Source organism: Pseudomonas sp. W15Feb9B (genome assembly GCF_000828175.1).
GTDB lineage: Bacteria > Pseudomonadota > Gammaproteobacteria > Pseudomonadales > Pseudomonadaceae > Aquipseudomonas > Aquipseudomonas parakoreensis.
Genome location: NZ_JTKF01000023.1, coordinates 175410 through 193822, shown reverse-complemented (window position 1 = coordinate 193822; position 18413 = coordinate 175410). Strand labels below are relative to the sequence as shown.

The 18413-nt window shown below is 60.1% G+C and carries 22 protein-coding genes; 11 read left to right on the top strand and 11 right to left on the bottom strand.

Annotated features, from left to right (window positions below; genetic code table 11):
- The first annotated feature begins 73 nt into the window (after window positions 1-73).
- The 4 genes from OC71_RS12980 (at window position 74) to OC71_RS12965 (ending at window position 3297) form a co-directional block, all read left to right on the top strand.
- A complete protein-coding gene (locus OC71_RS12980; RefSeq protein ID WP_041069552.1) occupies window positions 74-1030 on the top strand; it encodes a LysR family transcriptional regulator in 957 nt (318 codons plus the stop codon).
- Window positions 1031-1103: 73 nt separating this feature from the next.
- Window positions 1104-1559, top strand: coding sequence for a MarR family winged helix-turn-helix transcriptional regulator (locus OC71_RS12975; protein ID WP_041069550.1), 456 nt, complete (start codon window positions 1104-1106; stop codon window positions 1557-1559).
- 271 nt (window positions 1560-1830) lie between these two features.
- Entirely contained in the window at window positions 1831-2250 is a 420-nt protein-coding gene (locus OC71_RS12970) for an organic hydroperoxide resistance protein (RefSeq protein ID WP_041069547.1), read from the top strand.
- Window positions 2251-2283: 33 nt separating this feature from the next.
- Window positions 2284-3297: an alpha/beta hydrolase gene (locus OC71_RS12965; RefSeq protein WP_041069545.1), complete on the top strand. Its 1014-nt coding sequence runs from the start codon at window positions 2284-2286 to the stop codon at window positions 3295-3297.
- Between the two features lie 63 nt (window positions 3298-3360).
- Here the strand turns inward: OC71_RS12965 and OC71_RS12960 are convergent, their stop codons facing one another.
- Together OC71_RS12960 and earP are read right to left on the bottom strand one after the other, a co-directional pair.
- The gene (locus OC71_RS12960) at window positions 3361-3930 is read right to left on the bottom strand and encodes an elongation factor P (protein WP_003226785.1); all 570 of its coding nucleotides are present in this window, start codon (window positions 3928-3930) and stop codon (window positions 3361-3363) included.
- A gap of 48 nt (window positions 3931-3978) precedes the next feature.
- A complete protein-coding gene (gene earP / locus OC71_RS12955) occupies window positions 3979-5121 on the bottom strand; it encodes an elongation factor P maturation arginine rhamnosyltransferase EarP (RefSeq protein ID WP_041069542.1) in 1143 nt (380 codons plus the stop codon).
- Window positions 5122-5245: 124 nt separating this feature from the next.
- Between earP and OC71_RS12950 the strand changes: the two genes are divergently transcribed.
- Complete coding sequence (locus OC71_RS12950; RefSeq protein ID WP_041069540.1) at window positions 5246-5656, top strand: hypothetical protein; 411 nt, start codon at window positions 5246-5248, stop codon at window positions 5654-5656.
- Between the two features lie 2 nt (window positions 5657-5658).
- Complete coding sequence (locus OC71_RS12945) at window positions 5659-6141, top strand: GreA/GreB family elongation factor (protein ID WP_041069537.1); 483 nt, start codon at window positions 5659-5661, stop codon at window positions 6139-6141.
- A gap of 9 nt (window positions 6142-6150) precedes the next feature.
- Here OC71_RS12945 and cysB read toward each other — a convergent pair whose 3' ends face one another.
- The 5 genes from cysB to OC71_RS12920 form a co-directional block, all read right to left on the bottom strand.
- Window positions 6151-7125 (bottom strand): HTH-type transcriptional regulator CysB, encoded by a 975-nt coding sequence (gene cysB, locus OC71_RS12940; protein ID WP_007908591.1) that lies wholly within the window; start codon window positions 7123-7125, stop codon window positions 6151-6153.
- A gap of 113 nt (window positions 7126-7238) precedes the next feature.
- Window positions 7239-7742, bottom strand: a complete 504-nt coding sequence (locus OC71_RS12935) for a universal stress protein (protein WP_041069532.1) — start codon at window positions 7740-7742, stop codon at window positions 7239-7241.
- A gap of 98 nt (window positions 7743-7840) precedes the next feature.
- A complete protein-coding gene (locus tag OC71_RS12930) occupies window positions 7841-8746 on the bottom strand; it encodes a 5'-nucleotidase (RefSeq protein WP_041069529.1) in 906 nt (301 codons plus the stop codon).
- 30 nt (window positions 8747-8776) lie between these two features.
- The gene (locus OC71_RS12925; protein ID WP_041069526.1) at window positions 8777-9733 is read right to left on the bottom strand and encodes a putative 2-dehydropantoate 2-reductase; all 957 of its coding nucleotides are present in this window, start codon (window positions 9731-9733) and stop codon (window positions 8777-8779) included.
- Window positions 9734-10120, bottom strand: a complete 387-nt coding sequence (locus OC71_RS12920) for a co-chaperone YbbN (protein WP_041069524.1) — start codon at window positions 10118-10120, stop codon at window positions 9734-9736.
- On the opposite strand from OC71_RS12920, the gene OC71_RS12915 reads away from it, so the two are divergent.
- Complete coding sequence (locus tag OC71_RS12915; RefSeq protein ID WP_041069521.1) at window positions 10119-10562, top strand: PilZ domain-containing protein; 444 nt, start codon at window positions 10119-10121, stop codon at window positions 10560-10562. The two genes, OC71_RS12920 and OC71_RS12915, sit on opposite strands and share 2 nt — an antisense overlap.
- 129 nt (window positions 10563-10691) lie before the next feature.
- Entirely contained in the window at window positions 10692-11768 is a 1077-nt protein-coding gene (locus tag OC71_RS12910; RefSeq protein WP_003226802.1) for a 3-deoxy-7-phosphoheptulonate synthase, read from the top strand.
- A 62-nt stretch (window positions 11769-11830) separates the two neighbouring features.
- Here the strand turns inward: OC71_RS12910 and OC71_RS12905 are convergent, their stop codons facing one another.
- A complete protein-coding gene (locus tag OC71_RS12905; RefSeq protein ID WP_025113131.1) occupies window positions 11831-12112 on the bottom strand; it encodes a GNAT family N-acetyltransferase in 282 nt (93 codons plus the stop codon).
- 635 nt (window positions 12113-12747) lie between these two features.
- On the opposite strand from OC71_RS12905, the gene oprI reads away from it, so the two are divergent.
- Complete coding sequence (gene oprI / locus OC71_RS12900) at window positions 12748-12999, top strand: outer membrane lipoprotei OprI (protein WP_025113130.1); 252 nt, start codon at window positions 12748-12750, stop codon at window positions 12997-12999.
- A gap of 123 nt (window positions 13000-13122) precedes the next feature.
- Here the strand turns inward: oprI and OC71_RS12895 are convergent, their stop codons facing one another.
- The 3 genes from OC71_RS12895 to OC71_RS12885 form a co-directional block, all read right to left on the bottom strand.
- A complete protein-coding gene (locus OC71_RS12895) occupies window positions 13123-14094 on the bottom strand; it encodes a L,D-transpeptidase family protein (protein WP_041069516.1) in 972 nt (323 codons plus the stop codon).
- 137 nt (window positions 14095-14231) lie between these two features.
- Window positions 14232-14525, bottom strand: coding sequence for a hypothetical protein (locus OC71_RS12890; protein ID WP_003226812.1), 294 nt, complete (start codon window positions 14523-14525; stop codon window positions 14232-14234).
- Between the two features lie 57 nt (window positions 14526-14582).
- Window positions 14583-15188 (bottom strand): arylesterase, encoded by a 606-nt coding sequence (locus OC71_RS12885; RefSeq protein WP_041069506.1) that lies wholly within the window; start codon window positions 15186-15188, stop codon window positions 14583-14585.
- 10 nt (window positions 15189-15198) lie between these two features.
- On the opposite strand from OC71_RS12885, the gene OC71_RS12880 reads away from it, so the two are divergent.
- Both OC71_RS12880 and OC71_RS12875 read left to right on the top strand, forming a co-directional pair.
- Window positions 15199-15882, top strand: a complete 684-nt coding sequence (locus tag OC71_RS12880; RefSeq protein ID WP_041069503.1) for an ABC transporter ATP-binding protein — start codon at window positions 15199-15201, stop codon at window positions 15880-15882.
- Window positions 15882-18386, top strand: a complete 2505-nt coding sequence (locus OC71_RS12875; RefSeq protein ID WP_041069498.1) for an ABC transporter permease — start codon at window positions 15882-15884, stop codon at window positions 18384-18386. The genes OC71_RS12880 and OC71_RS12875 overlap by 1 nt, the downstream gene beginning before the upstream one ends.
- Window positions 18387-18413 lie beyond the last annotated feature (27 nt).

Below are 18413 nucleotides of genomic sequence, written 5' to 3'. Positions count from 1 at the left end.
GTCAGCGCTGGCACGGAAACGCACAGCAACGCACAATGGCTGTGCCAAAACCGCATAGGCATTGAACTGATTGATGAATCCCAATCAATTGACCGAACAACTTGGGCTGTTTCTCGATGTGCTGGAGAGCGGGAGCTTTTCTGCGGCTTCGCGTCGACATCCGCTGACGCCATCCGCCGTCGCCCGACGCATCGACAGCCTGGAAAGCGCGGTCGGCAGCCAGTTGTTTATCCGCAGCACTCATGCGGTGCGCGCCACGCCGGCCGGGCTGGCATTTGCCGAACGGGCGCGGCGCATTGTCAGCGAACTGCAACTGGCCCGTGCCGAAGCGGTGTCGTTGAGCAGTGCGCCGGAAGGCTTGATCCGCGTCGATGCCCCCGCCGCTTTTGGTCGCCGCCATCTCGCGCCGGTCATCGCTGACTTTCTGGTGCTGTACCCGGGCCTCGACGTGCAATTGCACCTGATCGACAGCTTTATCGACATGCACGGCTCGAATCTGGGCAAAGTCGATCTGGTGCTGCGCGCCGGGCAAATAGCCGATACACGGCTGGTCGCCACGCCGCTGGCGAGCATGGTGCGCATTGCCTGTGCCAGCCCCGATTACCTCAAACGCCGTGGCGCACCGCGTCATCCCGCGCAGTTGAGTGAACATGACGGACTTGATTGGGAAGGTCTCGCCCCGCCCTTCGCCTGGCGCTTCGAACTGGACGGGCAAATGCAACTGCATCGCCCCGCGCGCATCCGCATGAGCGCCAACAATGCCGAAGCGCTGGTGTGCGGGGCACTGGCCGGGCTGGGCATCGCGCATTTGCCCACTTGGCTGGCCAGTGAATACCTGCTGCGCGGCGAACTGCTGCCGCTATTCTGCGAGAACGGCCTACCGCCACCAGAGACCACCGGCATCTATGCGCTGCGCATGGAACAACAGACCCATTCGCGTAGCCGCCTGCTGCTGGAATACCTCAAGACCCGCTTCAGCCCGGTGCCGCCGTGGGATATTGCGCTACAGCGCGAACTGGGTCGGCACTAGATTCTGGATAATTATCTGGCGCATTAAACATTCGGGCGCTAGATTCAAGCCCATCACCGAACAAGGCTTTGCCATGACCACCGAACGCGACACCTGCGACGACCTGCTGCTCGACAATCAGGCCTGCTTCGCCCTGCATTCCACTTCGCTGATGATGACCAAGGTCTACAAGCCGCTGTTGCAAGCGCTTGGCCTGACGTATCCGCAATATCTGGCGATGATGGTGCTGTGGGAGAAGGATGGTTTGACCGTGGGCGAAATCAGCACGCGGTTGCTGACCGATCCAGGCTCGCTGACACCGTTGCTCAAACGGCTAGAAGGTGAAGGTCTGCTCAGCCGAACCCGCAGCCGTGAGGATGAACGCGTGGTGATCGTTGAACTGACTGCCCAGGGACGCGCCTTGAAGAACAAGGCCCGAACCGTGCCTCAATGCATCCTGGGGGCCAGTGGCTTCACGCTGGAGCGCCTGCAAAACCTGCAAGCTGAATTGCAGGCATTGCGTGGTCATTTGCAAGACAGCCTCGCTTAAGACTCCCCTTCCCTGTGGGCGCAGCCTTGCGCCTGCAGGCGAATCGCACATTCCCCGCTTACCCCCCGAAAATTTTTCCTCTCGTTTTACGTTCAAAAAAACCTTCTATATCAAAAGCTTGAGATCACGACCCAGCCCGATCCAAGCGCCCATTCCCACTTTCTTCAAAATATTATCTTGCGCACTAAACATTAGCGAGCTACATTCACTTCGCACTTACTTAGCGCGCAAACAATTAGCGCAAATAAACACACTCAATGAGGCTCACACCATGCAAACGCTCTACACCGCAATCGCAACCTCCACTGGCGGCCGTGATGGTCGTGCGATCTCCAGCGACAACATCCTCGACGTCAAACTGGCTACTCCGAAAGAACTCGGCGGTGCCGGCGGCGCGGCCACCAACCCTGAGCAACTGTTCGCTGCCGGCTACTCGGCCTGCTTCATCGGCGCCCTGAAATTCGTTGCCAGTCAGACCAAACGCAAAATCCCGGACGATGCCTCAATCACCGCTCACGTCGGTATCGGCCAGATTCCTGGCGGTTTCGGTCTGGACATCGACCTGCACATCAATCTGCCGGGCCTGGAACAGGCTGACGCACAAAGCCTGGTCGACGCTGCCCACCAGGTCTGCCCGTACTCCAACGCCACTCGCGGCAACGTCGATGTGCGTCTGCACGTCACCGTGTAATCACTGACACTCTGGCCCGTACAGGAAATGAACATGAACACTTTCAGCAAAGTCTTGACCGGTACCCTTCTCGCCCTGTCCATCCAGAGCGCATTTGCCGGGGAGGTTGAACACAACACCCAGGCGTTCCTCGATGCACTGAATGCCGGCACTGGCAAACCGATAGAACAGCTGACGCCCAAGGATGCCCGCGCCGTGCTGACAGGCGCGCAGTCCGGGGTCAAACTGACGCTGCCCAAAGCGGACGTCAGCGAGAAGACTATCCAGGTCGATGGCCAACCGTTGAGCCTGACCATCGTCCGGCCGGCCGGGGTCAAGGGCGAGCTGCCGGTGTTCATGTTCTTCCATGGCGGTGGCTGGGTACTGGGGGATTTCCCGACCCACGAACGTCTGGTGCGGGATCTGGTGGCCGGTTCGGGGGCGGCGGCGGTGTTCGTCAATTACACCCCTTCGCCGGAAGCGCATTACCCGGTAGCGATCAACCAGGCTTACGCCGCGACCAAATGGGTGGCCGAACACGGCAAAGAGATCAACGTCGACGGCAAGCGTCTGGCGGTGGCGGGCAACAGCGTTGGCGGCAACATGGCGGCAGTCGTCGCCTTGATGGCCAAAGACAAAGGCACCCCGGCGATCAAATTCCAGGTGCTGCTGTGGCCGGTGACCGATGCCAATTTCGACACCGGTTCGTATAACCAGTACGCCGAGGGGCACTTCCTCACCCGCAACATGATGAAGTGGTTCTGGGACAACTACACCACCGACGCCAGTCAGCGCAACGAGATCTACGCCTCGCCGCTGCGGGCCACAACCGCGCAATTGAAAGGCCTGCCGCCTGCACTGGTCCAGACCGCCGGGGCCGACGTCCTGCGTGACGAAGGCGAAGCCTACGCCCGTAAACTCGACGAAGCCGGCGTGCCGGTGACCTCAGTGCGCTACAACGGCATGATCCACGACTACGGATTGCTCAACGTGGTCAGCCAGGTACCGGCAGTGCGTTCGGCAATGCTGCAGGCTTCGGAAGAACTGAAACAGCACCTGAAGAAGTAATTCATCAGGCACAAAAAAGCCCGACTCAATGGTCGGGCTTTTTCTTTCCGTAAAAAGCAGTGCTTATTTGGCACGGCCTTTGTAGGAACCGCCTTCGCGGGTATCGATCTCGATCATGTCGCCGATTTCGATGAAGTCAGCAACCGACAGCTCGGTACCGTTCTTCAGTTTGGCAGGCTTCATCACCTTGCCGGAAGTGTCACCGCGAGCGGAACCTTCGGTGTAGTCAACCTGACGCACGATGGTGGTCGGCAGTTCTACGGACACCAGACGCTCTTCGAAGAACACGGCTTCGCAAACGTCGGTCATGCCTTCTTCAACGAAAGGCAGAACGCTTTCGATGTCTTCGGCGTTCAGCTCGTACATGGTGTAGTCAGTGGTGTCCATGAACGTGTAGGTGTCACCGCTGATGAAAGACAGGGTGGCTTCTTTACGATCCAGGATCACGTCGTCCAGCTTGTCGTCCGCACCGTAAACGGTTTCGGTCTTGTAACCGGTCAGCAGGTTCTTCAGCTTGGTCTTCATGATCGCGCTGTTACGGCCCGACTTGGTGAATTCAGCTTTCTGAACCAGCCAAGGATCGTTGTCGATACGGATCACGGTACCGGGTTTGAGTTCTTTACCAGTTTTCATTGCGAATATCCGAATTTGGATGGGATTTACAAAAATCTAGGCCGCGTATCATATCCAATTTAGGTAAAACTGTACCAGCGCCGTGGCAAGATCCGCCTGCAAGCCTTGTTCCAGACACCACGCCTCGGCGTTTTCCTGCAGCTCTGGCCAGTGTTTACGGGCCTTGAGCCAGTGCTCGCCGATCGGTTGCCCGGCACTCCAGGCCCGCCACAGACCGCTCGTAGCCTCGGCAGCGGCTGGGGAAAGCCCTTTGGTGTAGAGCGCGAGAAAGGCATCGAGCTTGTCGAGGTGGATGTCTTCGTCCTGCTGATAAATGTGCCAGAGCATCGGTCGCCCAGCCCATTGTGCGCGAACAAACGAGTCCTCCCCGCGCACCGCGTTGAAATCGCAGCACCACAACAACTGATCGTATTGATCCTGACGGACAAACGGCAGCACCTGCACCGTCAGTGCCTGACGCACGTCCAGATCGCCGACAGCCAACGCATCGACCCCGAGCCAGCGCGCAACGTCACCGAGAATCCGCCCTTCCGGCACCAGCAGATGGGTCGGCGTGCTGTCGGCCGCCAACGCATCCAGCCAACTGTCCAGCCCGGCATTTTCATAGGCGAACAACGAGATCAGCAGTGCGTCCGCTGCGCGATCTACGCCCAGGCCTTGCAGGAATTGTCGCTGCGCAGCCGCGTCCTGCTGAAATTGCCGGCGCCGCTCAAGCAGACCGCTTTCACGCAGCAAGCCGCCGGTCCCAGGTCGAAATCCGGGAAAGAAAAAGAATTTCTGCACCGACTTGTACTTCACCGACGGTAAACCGTGACAACCGGTGACCCAGTCTTCAGCGCTGAGATAATCGAGGTTCATCCACAGCGGCGGCTGTTGCCGCTCGGCCATGGCGTCCATATAAGCAGCTGGCAACTGACAAGCAAACGCGGCGATCACCACGTCCGCCGCTTCCGTCTGCGGCCAGTCGCTCGGCCAGTGCCACACCTCGACGCCCTGCTGCGATTGCTGCGCAAGGTGGATGTCGATCTCGGGGCAGATGCGTTCGAAGGCGCGCAGGTCATCAACCCACAAGCGCACTGCCAGTCCATGTTCGGCCACCAGTTGCCGGGCCAGACGCCATGTCACGCCGATGTCGCCATAGTTGTCGACCACGGTGCAAAAAATATCCCAGCGGGTTTTCGGTACCGACATGCAAGACTCCCGTTGGCAAAAGCGCTGATTGTCCGCATAAATGACCTCGCGCAGAAGAGCCGACGGCGATTAATCTTCGTGCGACAATCGCCACTTGCCCGCAATCATCCGCCAGGAGGCAGCCATGCCCTATCGTCCCAACCCGCGTCGTCCCTTGCCCGTTCAGCTCAGCGCGTTGCAACTGACCGGCAGTATTGCCCTGGGCATGTGGCTGGGCTTTCTGGCCATCGCCCTGACCTGCTGGCTGATTTCGCGTTTTGTGTTGACCGAACAACTGGCGCCGGTTGCCCAGGCCGTGCAGCAACTGGCCAAGCCGCCAGCGGCCGTCCAGGTACAACCGGACATTCCGCCACAGAGTCCCCTGTTCGAACAGTACGAAGAAAACCTGCGCAAGAACGAGCAGCAGGCACGCCTGGATCAGGCTCGCGGCAGCAGTCGCAACCAGTCGAATCCGAAATGCCAGTTCTGGCTGCAACAGGACCAGACTGCGCCGAGCGAAAAGAGCCGCGCCAACGTTTTGCAATTCTGCGATTGATCATGAACAAACACACCGTCCACCAACTGATCCTCGACAAACTGCGCGCCGACCTCGACATCGCCGAGCGCGCCGCGCAGACCGCTTATGAAACCGCGACCCACGAAGAGAACATCGCCGAGAACAAGTACGACACCCTCGGACTTGAGGCTTCCTATCTGGCGGCGGGTCAGGCGAAACGCGTCGAGGAAATCCGCCAGTCACTGGCGCTGTGCCAGAACCTGACGCTGCGCGCCTACGACGAAAATCGCGGCATCGAGATCGGTGCCCTGCTCGGTCTGGAGGACGAAAAGGGTCGCGAACAATGGCTGTTTCTGGCCCCGGATGCAGCGGGCTTGAAAGTCGATGTGGTGGGTCAGCCGATTACCGTCATCAGCCCACGCTCGCCGCTGGGCAAAAGCCTGCTGGGCAAGCTCGAGGGCGATGAGGTGGAGATTCTGGTGGCAGGCACCCGGCAACAGTTCGCTGTCACCGAGGTGCTTTGAGGCGGGGACTTAGTGGACCGGCAATTCGACGCCGTCGAACAGCTCTTCCAGTTCCTGTTTGTTGTGGCACTGGATGGCTTTGGCCATCACTTCGCGGGTCAGGTGCGGAGCGAACTTCTCGATGAAGTCGCACATGAAACCACGCAGGAACGTACCGCGACGGAAACCGATCTTGGTGATGCTCGACTCGAACAGTTCGCTGGCATCCAGCACCACCAGGTCGTTATCGAGCTTGGTGTCGACCGCCATTTTGGCGACGATGCCCACACCCAGACCCAGACGCACGTAGGTTTTGATCACGTCGGCGTCGGCCGCGGTGAACACCACTTTCGGCGTCAGGCCACGATGACTGAAGGCTTCGTCGAGTTTCGAACGGCCGGTGAAACCGAACACGTATGTCACGATCGGGTATTCGGCCAGCGCTTCGAGGGTCAGCTTCGGCAACTTGGTCAGCGGATGGCCCTGAGGCACGACCACGCAACGGTTCCAGCGATAGCACGGCATCATCACCAGATCACCGAACAGCTCGAGCGCTTCGGTGGCGATGGCGAAATCGACCGTGCCGTCAGCCGCCATCTCGGCGATCTGCATCGGCGACCCCTGGTGCATGTGCAGCGCCACGTCCGGGTATTGCTTGATGAAATTGCTGATCACCGGCGGCAATGCGTAACGTGCCTGGGTGTGGGTGGTGGCGATCGACAGGGTACCTTTCTTCTCGTTGGAGAATTCCTGAGCGATCTGCTTGATGCTTTCGACCTTGCGCAGGATTTCGCCTGCGGTGGTGATGATGCGCTCGCCGGCCGGGGTGACGCGGGTCAGGTGTTTGCCACTGCGGGCAAACACTTCAACGCCAAGTTCGTCTTCCAGCAGACGGATCTGTTTACTGATACCCGGTTGCGAGGTGTAAAGGCTTTGGGCGGTAGCGGAAACGTTGAGGTCGTGGTGCGCCACTTCCCAGATGTAGCGCAATTGTTGAAGCTTCATATGTATCCCTCAAAGCAGGTAGACGCCACGGGCATCAGCGACGGTATATAACTATATTAATGGTTTGATGAATAAATCTAGAACTTTTTTATCAAAACGCCATTATTCCCGCTTCAGCGATCCCCCCGGCGCCGACGCTCCACCAACGGCACCAGATAGACCGGCACCTTGGCCAATTGCAGGACCCGGGTCGCCGTGCGCCCCAAAGGCGTTTCCGCCCCTACGCCGTGACTGTGAGTGCCTACGATCAACAAATCCACAGAGAGTTTCTGCACCTGGTCGAGAATCACCTGTGCCGGATCGCCCTGCACCACCCGAACCGCGCAAATCCGCTGCAGATCCTGCTCGCCCTCGTCGCCCAGCTCTTCGCGAAAACTGTCCAGCACCCGTTGCTCGATACTGGCGATGACAGTTTTCAGACCCTGACTGTGAAATTCGTTCAATGCCTGTTCGTCGAGATAACTCTGCAATACCGACTCGGCAAACAGCCCCATGGGCTCCACTGCATGCACCACGTACAAGTCGGCATTGAATGTCCGCGCCAGTGCCAGGGCATGCTGCATCACTAACGGTGCGTACAGACCGAGGTCAGTGGCATACAGCATCGAACGAATCATATGACCTCCTCGCGTGCCAACATGGCGGAGATTTGATTCAGCTTAGCAGTGCCTTGGCGACTACGACGTGCGACGCAACGTCTTGAAGCACAGGGGCTTTAGATCGACGTTTCGTTGCTGATGCCATGCGGCACATGGCCGGTGGCGACCACTTCACGGGCGAGCTCGCAGTGCCCGGCCTGATCGTCGAAAAACACGTCGGCGGCAAAGGCTTCGAGGAATGCCGATTTGGTCAATCCGCCGAGGAACAGCGACTCGTCGAGGCGGATATCCCACTCGCGCAAGGTGCGGATCACCCGCTCATGGGCCGGTGCCGAACGCGCGGTGACCAGCGCCGTGCGGATCGGGCAGTCGTCCTCCGGGAACTCGCGTTGCAGCGCATTGAGCGCCGCCAGAAAACCTTTGAACGGCCCACCGCGCAATGGCTCGCGTGCCGACTCGCGTTCCTTCGCCTGGAACGCCTCCAGCCCGCCGGACTGATAAATGCGCTCGGATTCGTCGGAGAACAACACCGCGTCACCGTCGAAGGCGATGCGCAACTCATCACTCGCGGCACGGCTGGCGCCACCAGACAGGATTGTCGCTGCAGCAAATCCGGCATCCAGTGCGGCGCGCACGTCCTCGGCGTGCGTGGACAGAAACAGGTCACAGCCAAAGGCCTTGAGATACGGATACGGGCTGCGTCCGCCGACGAAGGCCGCCCGGGAAATGTCCAGTCCGTAGTGATGAATCGAGTTGAACGCGCGCAGGCCGGTATCGGCACTGTTGCGCGAAACCAAAATCACCTCGACCCGGGCGCGGTCGAGGCGACTGTTGAGGCTCAGGAGTTTTTCCACCAGCGGGAACGCATCGCCGGGGGCGAGAATTTCGTCTTCGTGTTCGATCTGGTATTGCCGATAGGCTTCAACGCCGCTCGACAGGTAGACCTTGTGACTCTCGCTCAGGTCGAACAAGGCGCGAGACGAAATCGCTAGCACCAGTTTGTCATCGATGTTCTTGGCCATGCCTTCCCCCCACTCCCGCAAAAAACCGACTCAGGTGTTGCGTCGGTCGATGAAACCCAACGTGCGATGCAGCGCATCGATTCGCGGCAATTCACATCCTGCCGCCTTGGCGGCGGCCAGTGGCCGGGCGTAAATCGCTTCCAGCTCCAGCGGCCGCTTGTGCAGAAAATCGTGGTACATGCTCGGCCAGTAATCGGGCATTTTCTCGGTCATTGTGAACAAGTACTCGGCGTAACCGGGAGGCATATCGTGACCGCAGGCCTTGGCGCCCTTCACGACTTCAGCCATCAATGCCTGAATCAACGCGCGACTGTCAGCGTCGGCCATCAGCGGCGTGGTGCCGGCGCCGAGCAAAACCGAGAGACCGTTGTAGGGAATATTCCACACCAGTTTCTGCCAGCGCGCCTGTTGCAGATTGGCCATCGCCTGCGAATCGATGCCCGCGGCGCGGAACAGACTGGCGCCCTCTTCAACGAGCGCCATGCGCGCCGCATCGTCCGTCGCCGGGCCGCTGTGATAGCCGACGTTCACCGCCCCCAAGGCCTGATGGGTGATATGCCCCGGGCCTTCGCGATGCACGCAGATCAGGCACAGACCGCCGAGCAGATGCAGGGAGTCAGGTAGCAACTCACGCAAGCTGTCTTCGACGTCCAGACCGTTCTGCAGCACCAGCACTTTCGCACCGGGCCTGGCCGCGGCAATGATCGCTGGGGCCAGACCCGCGCTGCTGGTGGTCTTGGCGCCGACCAGCAACCAGTCGCAGGCCGGCATGTCCTCGGCCTTGGCATACGCTTGCACCGGGTTCAGTGTCAGCGTGCCATGCACGGCACTGTCCACTTGCAACCCCCGCTCGGCCACCGCTGAAAACTCACTGCGCAGTAAAAAGTGCACATCGAAACCGGCGCGCGCCAGCACCAAACCGTAAAACCCGCCAATTGCGCCGGTGCCGATAATCCCGATCACCGGTTTGCTGTGTGCTCCCACCATCTATGGCAACTCCTCTGCAATTCGACCCAGCGCCTGCGTAACTGCCGCGTTCAGCGCAGCGGCGGCCAGGCGCGTGTGCAATGCTCCAAAGAACTCGCCGTCGCGCACCACAAACAGCGCCGGCAAATGAAAGACCTGATAGCGTTCCACCAGCCCGCCGTTGTTGCCCGCATCGATCCAGCACAGGCGATCCACCGCCAGCGCGAACCCGGGCAACACCTCTCTGGCATAGCGGCAACTGGAACAGCCGACGCTGGTGAAAATCACCAGCGAAACGCCGCTCATCGCCAGCAGCCGCTGGTCGGCGTCGAAATCGGTCAGCTCCGATTCGACCACTATACTGGGGGAAACAATGTCAAATGGCCGACACAGGGAGTCTGTGCTCATGGGACGTTTCATTCCTCATCCGGACGAAGTGCCGGTTGAATTAACCTTGCTCAAGCCCGAGTGTATTTCCAGGCAACAGCTGCACACTATCAGCCTCGGCGGGATCGCTTGCAATTATCACCGCGCCTGGCGCCACGGCACCGCCCTTGAAGTGCGCTTGCCGACGCTCAATGCCGACCTCTGTTTTCCGGGCTATGTGGCGTGGTGCCTGCGACGCAAAAAGGGCTATCTGGTGGGGATCGCGTTCACTGATGAGCAGACGCTGTTCAGCGCCCGGATGGGCGAACAGGTGTGCCAGATCGAACGTTATTGCCGCATGAACGAGGCCCATGACGACCTGCAGGACATTCAGGCGCTGGCCCTGCAATGGGTCGAACAACACGCCAACGAGTTCTCCCACGACAGCGTGCGCAAGGCTTTTGCCCAGCCAGTGCTGGATTAAAGCGGCGCTTGCCCATTGTCGAGCCGCGTCTGACGCGCTAAGGTTCGGCTCCCCGACGCGCTTAAATCTGCTGTGCTCCGCCGCGCGGGGATCGCTGGCGGCCGGCACCCGTGACCTGACGAGTAAACGATGGCTGATTTACCGATCAACGACCTAAACGTCGCCTCTAACGAGACCCTGATCACTCCCGATCAGCTCAAGCGTGATATCCCTCTGAGCGATGCTGCGCTGCGCACCGTCACCAAGGGCCGCGAAGTCATTCGCAACATTCTTGATGGCACCGACCACCGTCTGTTCGTAGTGATCGGCCCGTGCTCGATCCACGATATCAAGGCTGCCCACGAATACGCCGACCGCCTCAAGGTGCTGGCGGAGGAAGTCTCCGACACCCTGTATCTGGTCATGCGCGTGTATTTCGAGAAGCCACGGACCACCGTCGGCTGGAAAGGCCTGATCAACGATCCGTACCTGGATGACTCGTTCAAGATTCAGGACGGCCTGCACATTGGTCGCCAGTTGCTGCTGGACCTGGCCGAGAAAGGCCTGCCGACCGCCACCGAAGCCCTCGACCCGATCTCCCCGCAGTACCTGCAGGATCTGATCAGTTGGTCGGCCATCGGCGCGCGTACCACCGAATCCCAGACCCACCGTGAAATGGCTTCCGGCCTGTCTTCGGCTGTCGGCTTCAAGAACGGCACCGATGGCGGCCTGACCGTGGCGATCAACGCCTTGCAATCGGTTTCCAGCCCGCACCGCTTCCTCGGTATCAACCAGGAAGGTGGCGTGTCGATCGTCACCACCAAGGGCAACGCCTACGGTCACGTGGTGCTGCGTGGTGGCAACGGCAAGCCGAACTACGATTCGGTCAGCGTCGCCCTGTGCGAGCAGGCGCTGAACAAGGCGAAGATCAAGCCGAACATCATGGTCGATTGCAGCCACGCCAATTCCAACAAGGATCCGGCCCTGCAACCGCTGGTGATGGAGAACGTCGCCAACCAGATCCTCGAAGGCAACCAGTCGATCATTGGCCTGATGGTCGAGAGCCATCTGAACTGGGGCTGCCAGGCCATCCCGAAAGACCTCGCCGACCTGCAATACGGCGTGTCGATCACCGATGCCTGCATCGACTGGTCCGCCACCGAGAACACCCTGCGCAGCATGCACGCCAAGCTCAAGGATGTGCTGCCTAAGCGTCAGCGCAGCTGATCAGCGTTTCGCAGGCATAAAAAACGCCGGGCATTGCCCGGCGTTTTTGTGTGTAGGGGTGATCAGATTTTCGCAGCGCGCTTCTGATGGCGCTCCATATAGCGCTCGACGTAGGAGCACGAAGGAATCACCGTATAACCCATTTCCTCGGCGTACTGCAGCGCGCTTTCGGTCAGCGCTGCCGCGATGCCTCGACCGCGCAGGGCGTTGGGCACGAAGGTGCGGTAGATATCCAGGGTCTGTTTCCCCAGATCCATATAGGTCAGGTAGGCACGATGACCGTCCACATTGGTCTCGAACTGATGACCAGCCTGGTCATGGTGGATGGACAACGCCTCGCTCATCACTACTCCTCGCGGGTCTTGAATTCTGACCCCTACCTTACCGATGTTTTTCCGGCGAAGGAACATCTACGCCACCCCGTGCCTGATGGACACCGAGAAAAGCCACACCGATCTCGCGCAACCGAGCACGTGATAAATAGTAGGCACCATTGGCAAAAATGCTCAAGGTGCGCTCGTCATCGTGCAGGTTGTACGGATAACTCCGATGGGCGTAGTGGCAGGCGCGGGGAACATATCCCGAGGCGCTCACCTGAACATTGCCGGATGTCGAGACTTAAGACGCAGGCTCTTCTTTAAAGTCACCTCAAGAGCGACAAAGATATGTGAGGCGTCATGCAAAATCGGAACAAAAGTGTAGACGAATTCATCTAGGCAGACTTGGTGCAAGACGCCGAAAACAGCACGTGACAGCGGGAACTTTTTCTCATTAACTCGCTCAGGCAGGGGCTTGCAGCTGGATATTTTTTAATCAGCCCCGTTAAAAGTTGCTCGAAAAAGAATCAACGCCTACAATTTTTTTTGCTTCTTGCGCTACGTCAGTTTACTTACTACAAGTAATGGGTAGTATGTACGCCGGCTATTTCCTCAATCGGAGGAGAAAGCCACTTAATTGAAAGTCCTTGAAGGGGAACACGATGAACAACGTTCTGAAATTCTCTGCTCTGGCTCTGGCCGCAGTTCTGGCTACCGGTTGCAGCAGCGCATCGAAAGAAACCGAAGCACGTCTGACCGCTACTGAAGACGCAGCTGCTCGCGCCCAGGCTCGTGCAGACGAAGCATACCGTAAAGCTGATGAAGCTCTGGCTGCTGCTCAAAAAGCACAACAGACTGCTGACGAAGCTAACGAGCGTGCTCTGCGTATGCTGGACAAAGCTAGCCGCAAGTAATAATCCCTCGGGATTGTTATCAAGCCGACCCAGTTTCTGGGTCGGCTTTTTTGTGCCTGCAGCTTTTGTCCGGACAATAAAAAACCCGCCGACGCTTCTTGCATCGGCGGGTCTGGATCGAGCTTATTGCTGCAGGTCGATCGGCGCACTCGAGACAATCGGAGCCGAGGTATTCGGCGTGCCGATTTCGGTTGGCAAACCGTCTTCGGCCGCCACCACATCACGCACCACATCCCAGTTCACGCGCAGATTGTTGGTCACGTCTTCGCGCTTGAGCATCGCGTTGATCACCGCCGTGTGCTTGTCGACCACCGACGGATTGCCCTTGTCGTCGATTGGCGTGTGCGCTTCCAGATAGACCTTGCCGCCACTGCTGCCGAACTTGTACGCGTCATTGAGGATGCGCACCGAAGTCCCGACCGGCACCATGGCCGCCATTTCCAGGACGTTATTGTTGAACATCCGGAAGCAGCCGTGGCTGGTGCGCATGCCGATGCCGAACTTCTTGTTCGAGCCGTGGATCAGGTAGCCCGGGGTGCCCAGGGTGAACTTGAACGGGCCCAGCGGATTGTCAGGACCGGCCGGCACCACGTTCGGCAGCGGATCACCATCAGCGGCGTGCTCGGCCTTGATCGACGCAGGAGGGGTCCAGGTCGGGTTCGGCGTCTTGGCGGTGATCGAGGTATGCGCGATTGGCGACCCCCAACCTTCACGGCCGATACCCAGCGGGAAGGTGTACACCACGTTCCGGCCTTTCGGGTAGTAGTAGAGACGGTATTCGGCGAGGTTGATCACGATGCCCTCGCGCGGCCCCGGCGGCAGAATGAACCGCGTCGGCAGAACGATTTCAGTACCCGCGCCCGGCAGCCAGGCATCGACACCCGGGTTGGCCGCGACCATTTCCGAATAGCCCAGGTCGTACTTGGTCCCCAGGTCAGCGAAAGTGTCTTCGTACTTGGCCTTGATCACCTGCACCTGGCCGATGATGTCCTCACCAGGCGGTGGCAGGGGAAACTCCAATGCAGCAACGGGACCGGCCACACACAGGGCGGCAAGTGACAGGCAGCGGGTGACGGCAGGAAAGCGCGGCAACATCCGGAAAATCCTTCGCATGATCAACAAGGGGTATAAGGGCGCGATTGTACACCGCACCTCGGGAATTCGGGGAGATGCGCCGATGGCCAGCCAGAAGTCTTCATGTAGGAGCTGTCGCAGGCTGCGATTTGTTGATCCTAGAGTTCGAATCGCAACTCAGGCCAGATCGGCGAGGTGCCGCGCTTCTGCGACTCGAGAATCGCCCGGCACAACGAACACAGACGCTGATCCTGAAACACCCGACGATCCACACTCGACCAACGCGGTTGTGCTGGAAGCAGACTGCCACACAACGTGCGGTCTGCCGAGCCACCGAGTTCGAGCTGACGGGTCACCAGATGCACCCGCACTTCCTGGCAGGCGAACAGATCCAGCTGTTCGTCAGGCTCGATCAGTTGGTAGGCAAACAGGGACCAGGCAGGACGCGGCATCGGGGGCTCCAAATAAGGGGGCGCCACATTAGCCGAAAGCCTGCCACTAGAAAAGCCTCATAACAGCGGTTTTAGTGTCGGCCAGACATTTTCCAGCAACTTGCCCTGAGCCCCGACTGCCGGGTGCAGACCATCGGCCTGCATCAGCTCGGGATGCCCGCCCACGCCTTCGAGGAAAAACGGTACCAGCGGGATGTTTTTCTCGTCCGCAAGTTTGCCGTAGACCTCGGCAAAGGCATCGGTGTAACGCTTGCCGTAGTTGGGCGGCAATTGCATGCCGAGCAGGAGCACCTTGGCACCGGTCTGGCGCGAGCTGTCGATCATTGCCGCAAGGTTTTGTTGCAATTGCGTTGGCGGCATTCCGCGCAGGCCGTCATTGCCGCCCAATTCGAGGATCACCAGTTCCGGCTTATGCTCTGCAAGCAGCGCCGGCAGGCGCGCCTGGCCTCCGGCACTGGTGTCACCGCTGATGGAGGCATTGACCACTTTGTCGTCAAAACCTTCAGCCTTGAGCCGTTGCTCGAGCAGCGATACCCACCCCAGGCGGGTATCCAGTCCGAAACCGGCGCTGATACTATCGCCAACGATCAGGACAGTACCCGCCGCTGCGTTCTGGGCCATGCACATCAAGGCCAGGCCAGCACTCAAAAACCACACACGCATCGGATTCTCCATGGGCGCAAGCATTCTCACCGCGAAGAACCTCAGCAAAGTGGTTCCCAGCGCGGAAGGTGAACTGACTATCCTGCACGAACTCAGCCTGGAACTGAACCAGGGTGACAGCCTGGCCATCGTCGGCGCGTCCGGTTCCGGCAAATCCACCCTGCTCGGCCTGCTCGCCGGTCTCGATTTGCCGAGCAGCGGCGAAGTCATTCTCGCCGGACAAGGCCTGAGCAGTCTCGACGAGGACCAGCGCGCGCGCATCCGTGCCGAGCACGTAGGCTTCGTCTTTCAGTCGTTCCAGTTGCTCGACAGCCTCAACGCCCTGGAAAACGTCATGCTGCCGCTGGAACTCGATGGCCGCAAGGACGCCCGTGAGCGCGCCACTGAATTGTTGCAGCGCGTCGGCCTCGGCCAGCGCCTGACGCACTCGCCGCGCCAGCTCTCCGGTGGTGAACAGCAGCGCGTGGCGATTGCCCGCGCCTTCGCTGCCGAGCCCGACGTGCTGTTCGCCGACGAACCCACCGGCAACCTCGACAGCCACACCGGCGAGCGCATCAGCGACTTGCTGTTCGAACTGAACAAGGAACGCGGCACCACGCTGGTACTGGTGACCCACGACGAACGCCTGGCCCATCGCTGCCGGCGCCTGATTCGACTTGAAGCCGGGCTGCTGGTCGCCCCTCTGGAGCCTTGATGGCACGTCTGCCGCTCTTGCGCCTGTTCAGTCTCGCCCTTCGCCAATTGCTGCGCGATGCTCGCGCCGGCGAACTTCGCGTGTTGTTCTTCGCCCTGCTGGTGGCGGTGGCCGCGAGTTCCGCCATCGGTTACTTCGGCGCCCGTCTCAACGGCGCAATGATGCTGCGCGCCACCGAGTTCCTTGGCGCCGACCTGGTCCTCGAAGGCAGTTCGCCAGCCCGCGACGAACAGATTCGCAGCGGCACCGAGCTGCGTTTGAATCATGCACAGGTGGTGGAGTTTTCCAGCGTCGTCGCCACCGACAACGGCATTCAGTTATCGAGCATCAAAGCCGTCGACCGCGCTTATCCACTGCGCGGCGAACTGAAAAGTGCCCCGGCGCCGCTTGCCGCCGAGACAACCGGCGGCGAACCGCAACCCGGTGAAGCGTGGGTCGAGGCACGCTTGCTGACCGCCCTGGACCTGAAAATCGGCGACAGCATCGACGTCGGCATGAAAACGCTGAAACTGACCCGCGTGCTGACCTACGAACCGGATCGCGCCGGCAACTTCTACAGCCTCACGCCTCGGGTGATGATCAACCTCGATGACCTCGCCGCCACCGGCGTAGTGCAACCCGGCAGCCGCGTGAGTTATCGCGAACTGTGGCGCGGCGAACCGCAGGCGCTGGAAACCTATCGGCAATTGCTCAAACCGGGCCTTGCCGCCAATCAGCGCATTCAGGATGCGCGTGACGGCAACCGGCAGATTGGCGGCGCACTGGGCAAGGCCGAGCGTTATCTGAACATGGCCAGTCTGGTCGCGGTACTGCTGGCCGGCGTGGCCGTGGCACTGTCTGCAAACCGCTTTGCCAGTCGTCGCTTCGACGCCAGTGCCTTGCTGCGCTGCCTCGGTTTGTCGCGTCGAGAAACCATGCTGTTGTTCAGTATTCAACTGAGCGTACTGGGTTTGTTCGCCGCCCTCAGTGGCGCGGTGCTTGGCTGGCTGGCACAACTGGGGCTGTTTGCTCTACTGCATGATCTTCTGCCCGCGGATATCCCGCCAGGCGGCCTGTTTCCGGCGATGGCCGGCATCGGTACGGGCCTGGTCGCACTCGCCGGTTTCGCCCTGCCACCGCTTGCTGCGCTGGGTCGGGTACCTCCACTGCGCGTGCTGCGCCGTGACATGCTGCCGATTCCGTCGAGTACCTGGATGGTCTACGGCGCGGCACTGGGCGCACTGGGTCTGATCATGTGGCGCCTGAGTCTGGATCTGTTGCTGACTTTCGCCCTGCTGGGCGGCGGTGTAATCGCGGCGCTGGTATTGGGTGGTTTGCTGTTGTTGCTGCTCAACAGCCTGCGACGGATGCTCGCCCGTGCGCCGCTGCCGTGGCGCCTCGGTCTGGGTCAGTTGTTGCGTCATCCGCTGGCGGCGGCCGGGCAGGCGCTGGCGTTCGGTCTGATCCTGTTGTCGATGGCATTGATCGCTCTGCTGCGCGGCGAGCTGCTCGACACCTGGCAAAACCAGTTGCCGAAAAACGCACCGAATTACTTTGCCCTGAACATCCTGCCAGCGGACAAACAAGCCTTCACCGACCACCTGATCAAAGTCTCGGCTCAAGCGGCACCGTTGTACCCAGTGGTGCCCGGACGGCTGATCAGCATCAACGGCGAACCGGTGCAGCAGATCGTCAGCAAGGATTCCGCCGGCGACCGCGCAGTGCAACGCGACTTGAGCCTGACCTGGGCCGCCGACTTGCCGGCCGGCAACACGCTCACCGCCGGTGTGTGGTGGACCGGGCAACCCTCGGAAGACATACCGGGCGTGTCGGTGGAAGGCAAAGTCGCCGAAAGCCTCAAGCTCAAACTCGGCGATCGCATGGTGTTCAGCGTGGGCGGGGTCAATCGTGAAGCCAGGGTCACCAGTCTGCGCGAAATCAATTGGGACAACTTCCAGCCGAACTTCTTCATGATCTTCCAGCCCGGCACCCTGAGGGATCTGCCGGCGACTTACCTGACCAGTTTCTATCTGGCACCCGGTCACGATCAGCAGATTGTCGAACTGTCACGGGCATTCCCGGCGGTGACCATCCTTCAGGTCGAAGCCTTGCTCGAACAGCTGCGCAGCATCCTCGCTCAGGTCACCCTGGCGGTGGAATACGTGTTGTTATTTGTGCTGGCGGCGGGGATGGCGGTGCTGTTCTCTGGCTTGCAGGCCACGCTGGACGAGCGCATTCGCCAAGGCGCGTTGTTACGCGCACTGGGCGCGCAACGGCAGTTGCTAGTCAAGGCGCGGCGTATCGAGTTCGGTCTGCTCGGCGCGGTCAGCGGTTTGCTGGCGGCGATCGGTTCGGAAGTCGTGAGTCTGGTGTTGTATCGCTTTGCCTTCGATCTGCCATGGCATCCGCATCCATGGCTGCTGGTGCTGCCATTGATTGGCGCCGCACTGATTGGCGGTGCCGGCGTGTTCGGCACGCGTCGAGCACTGAATGCGAGTCCGCTGACAGTCTTGCGCGAGGGTTGATAGACTCCAGCCTTCGTCACCACAAGA

Coding starts and splice junctions, on each gene's coding strand:
- earP (WP_041069542.1), bottom strand. CDS start 5,121: ATGTCGGTACCGAAAACCCGCTGGGATATTTTTTGCACCGTGGTCGAC.
- cysB (WP_007908591.1), bottom strand. CDS start 7,125: ATGAAGCTTCAACAATTGCGCTACATCTGGGAAGTGGCGCACCACGAC.
- OC71_RS12885 (WP_041069506.1), bottom strand. CDS start 15,188: ATGCGTGTGTGGTTTTTGAGTGCTGGCCTGGCCTTGATGTGCATGGCC.
- OC71_RS12925 (WP_041069526.1), bottom strand. CDS start 9,733: ATGGTGGGAGCACACAGCAAACCGGTGATCGGGATTATCGGCACCGGC.
- OC71_RS12930 (WP_041069529.1), bottom strand. CDS start 8,746: ATGGCCAAGAACATCGATGACAAACTGGTGCTAGCGATTTCGTCTCGC.
- OC71_RS12935 (WP_041069532.1), bottom strand. CDS start 7,742: ATGATTCGTTCGATGCTGTATGCCACTGACCTCGGTCTGTACGCACCG.
- oprI (WP_025113130.1), top strand. CDS start 12,748: ATGAACAACGTTCTGAAATTCTCTGCTCTGGCTCTGGCCGCAGTTCTG.
- OC71_RS12880 (WP_041069503.1), top strand. CDS start 15,199: ATGGGCGCAAGCATTCTCACCGCGAAGAACCTCAGCAAAGTGGTTCCC.
- OC71_RS12920 (WP_041069524.1), bottom strand. CDS start 10,120: ATGAGCACAGACTCCCTGTGTCGGCCATTTGACATTGTTTCCCCCAGT.
- OC71_RS12910 (WP_003226802.1), top strand. CDS start 10,692: ATGGCTGATTTACCGATCAACGACCTAAACGTCGCCTCTAACGAGACC.
- OC71_RS12960 (WP_003226785.1), bottom strand. CDS start 3,930: ATGAAAACTGGTAAAGAACTCAAACCCGGTACCGTGATCCGTATCGAC.
- OC71_RS12905 (WP_025113131.1), bottom strand. CDS start 12,112: ATGAGCGAGGCGTTGTCCATCCACCATGACCAGGCTGGTCATCAGTTC.
- OC71_RS12970 (WP_041069547.1), top strand. CDS start 1,831: ATGCAAACGCTCTACACCGCAATCGCAACCTCCACTGGCGGCCGTGAT.
- OC71_RS12950 (WP_041069540.1), top strand. CDS start 5,246: ATGCCCTATCGTCCCAACCCGCGTCGTCCCTTGCCCGTTCAGCTCAGC.
- OC71_RS12980 (WP_041069552.1), top strand. CDS start 74: ATGAATCCCAATCAATTGACCGAACAACTTGGGCTGTTTCTCGATGTG.
- OC71_RS12890 (WP_003226812.1), bottom strand. CDS start 14,525: ATGCCGCGTCCTGCCTGGTCCCTGTTTGCCTACCAACTGATCGAGCCT.
- OC71_RS12875 (WP_041069498.1), top strand. CDS start 15,882: ATGGCACGTCTGCCGCTCTTGCGCCTGTTCAGTCTCGCCCTTCGCCAA.
- OC71_RS12895 (WP_041069516.1), bottom strand. CDS start 14,094: ATGTTGCCGCGCTTTCCTGCCGTCACCCGCTGCCTGTCACTTGCCGCC.
- OC71_RS12965 (WP_041069545.1), top strand. CDS start 2,284: ATGAACACTTTCAGCAAAGTCTTGACCGGTACCCTTCTCGCCCTGTCC.
- OC71_RS12945 (WP_041069537.1), top strand. CDS start 5,659: ATGAACAAACACACCGTCCACCAACTGATCCTCGACAAACTGCGCGCC.
- OC71_RS12975 (WP_041069550.1), top strand. CDS start 1,104: ATGACCACCGAACGCGACACCTGCGACGACCTGCTGCTCGACAATCAG.
- OC71_RS12915 (WP_041069521.1), top strand. CDS start 10,119: ATGGGACGTTTCATTCCTCATCCGGACGAAGTGCCGGTTGAATTAACC.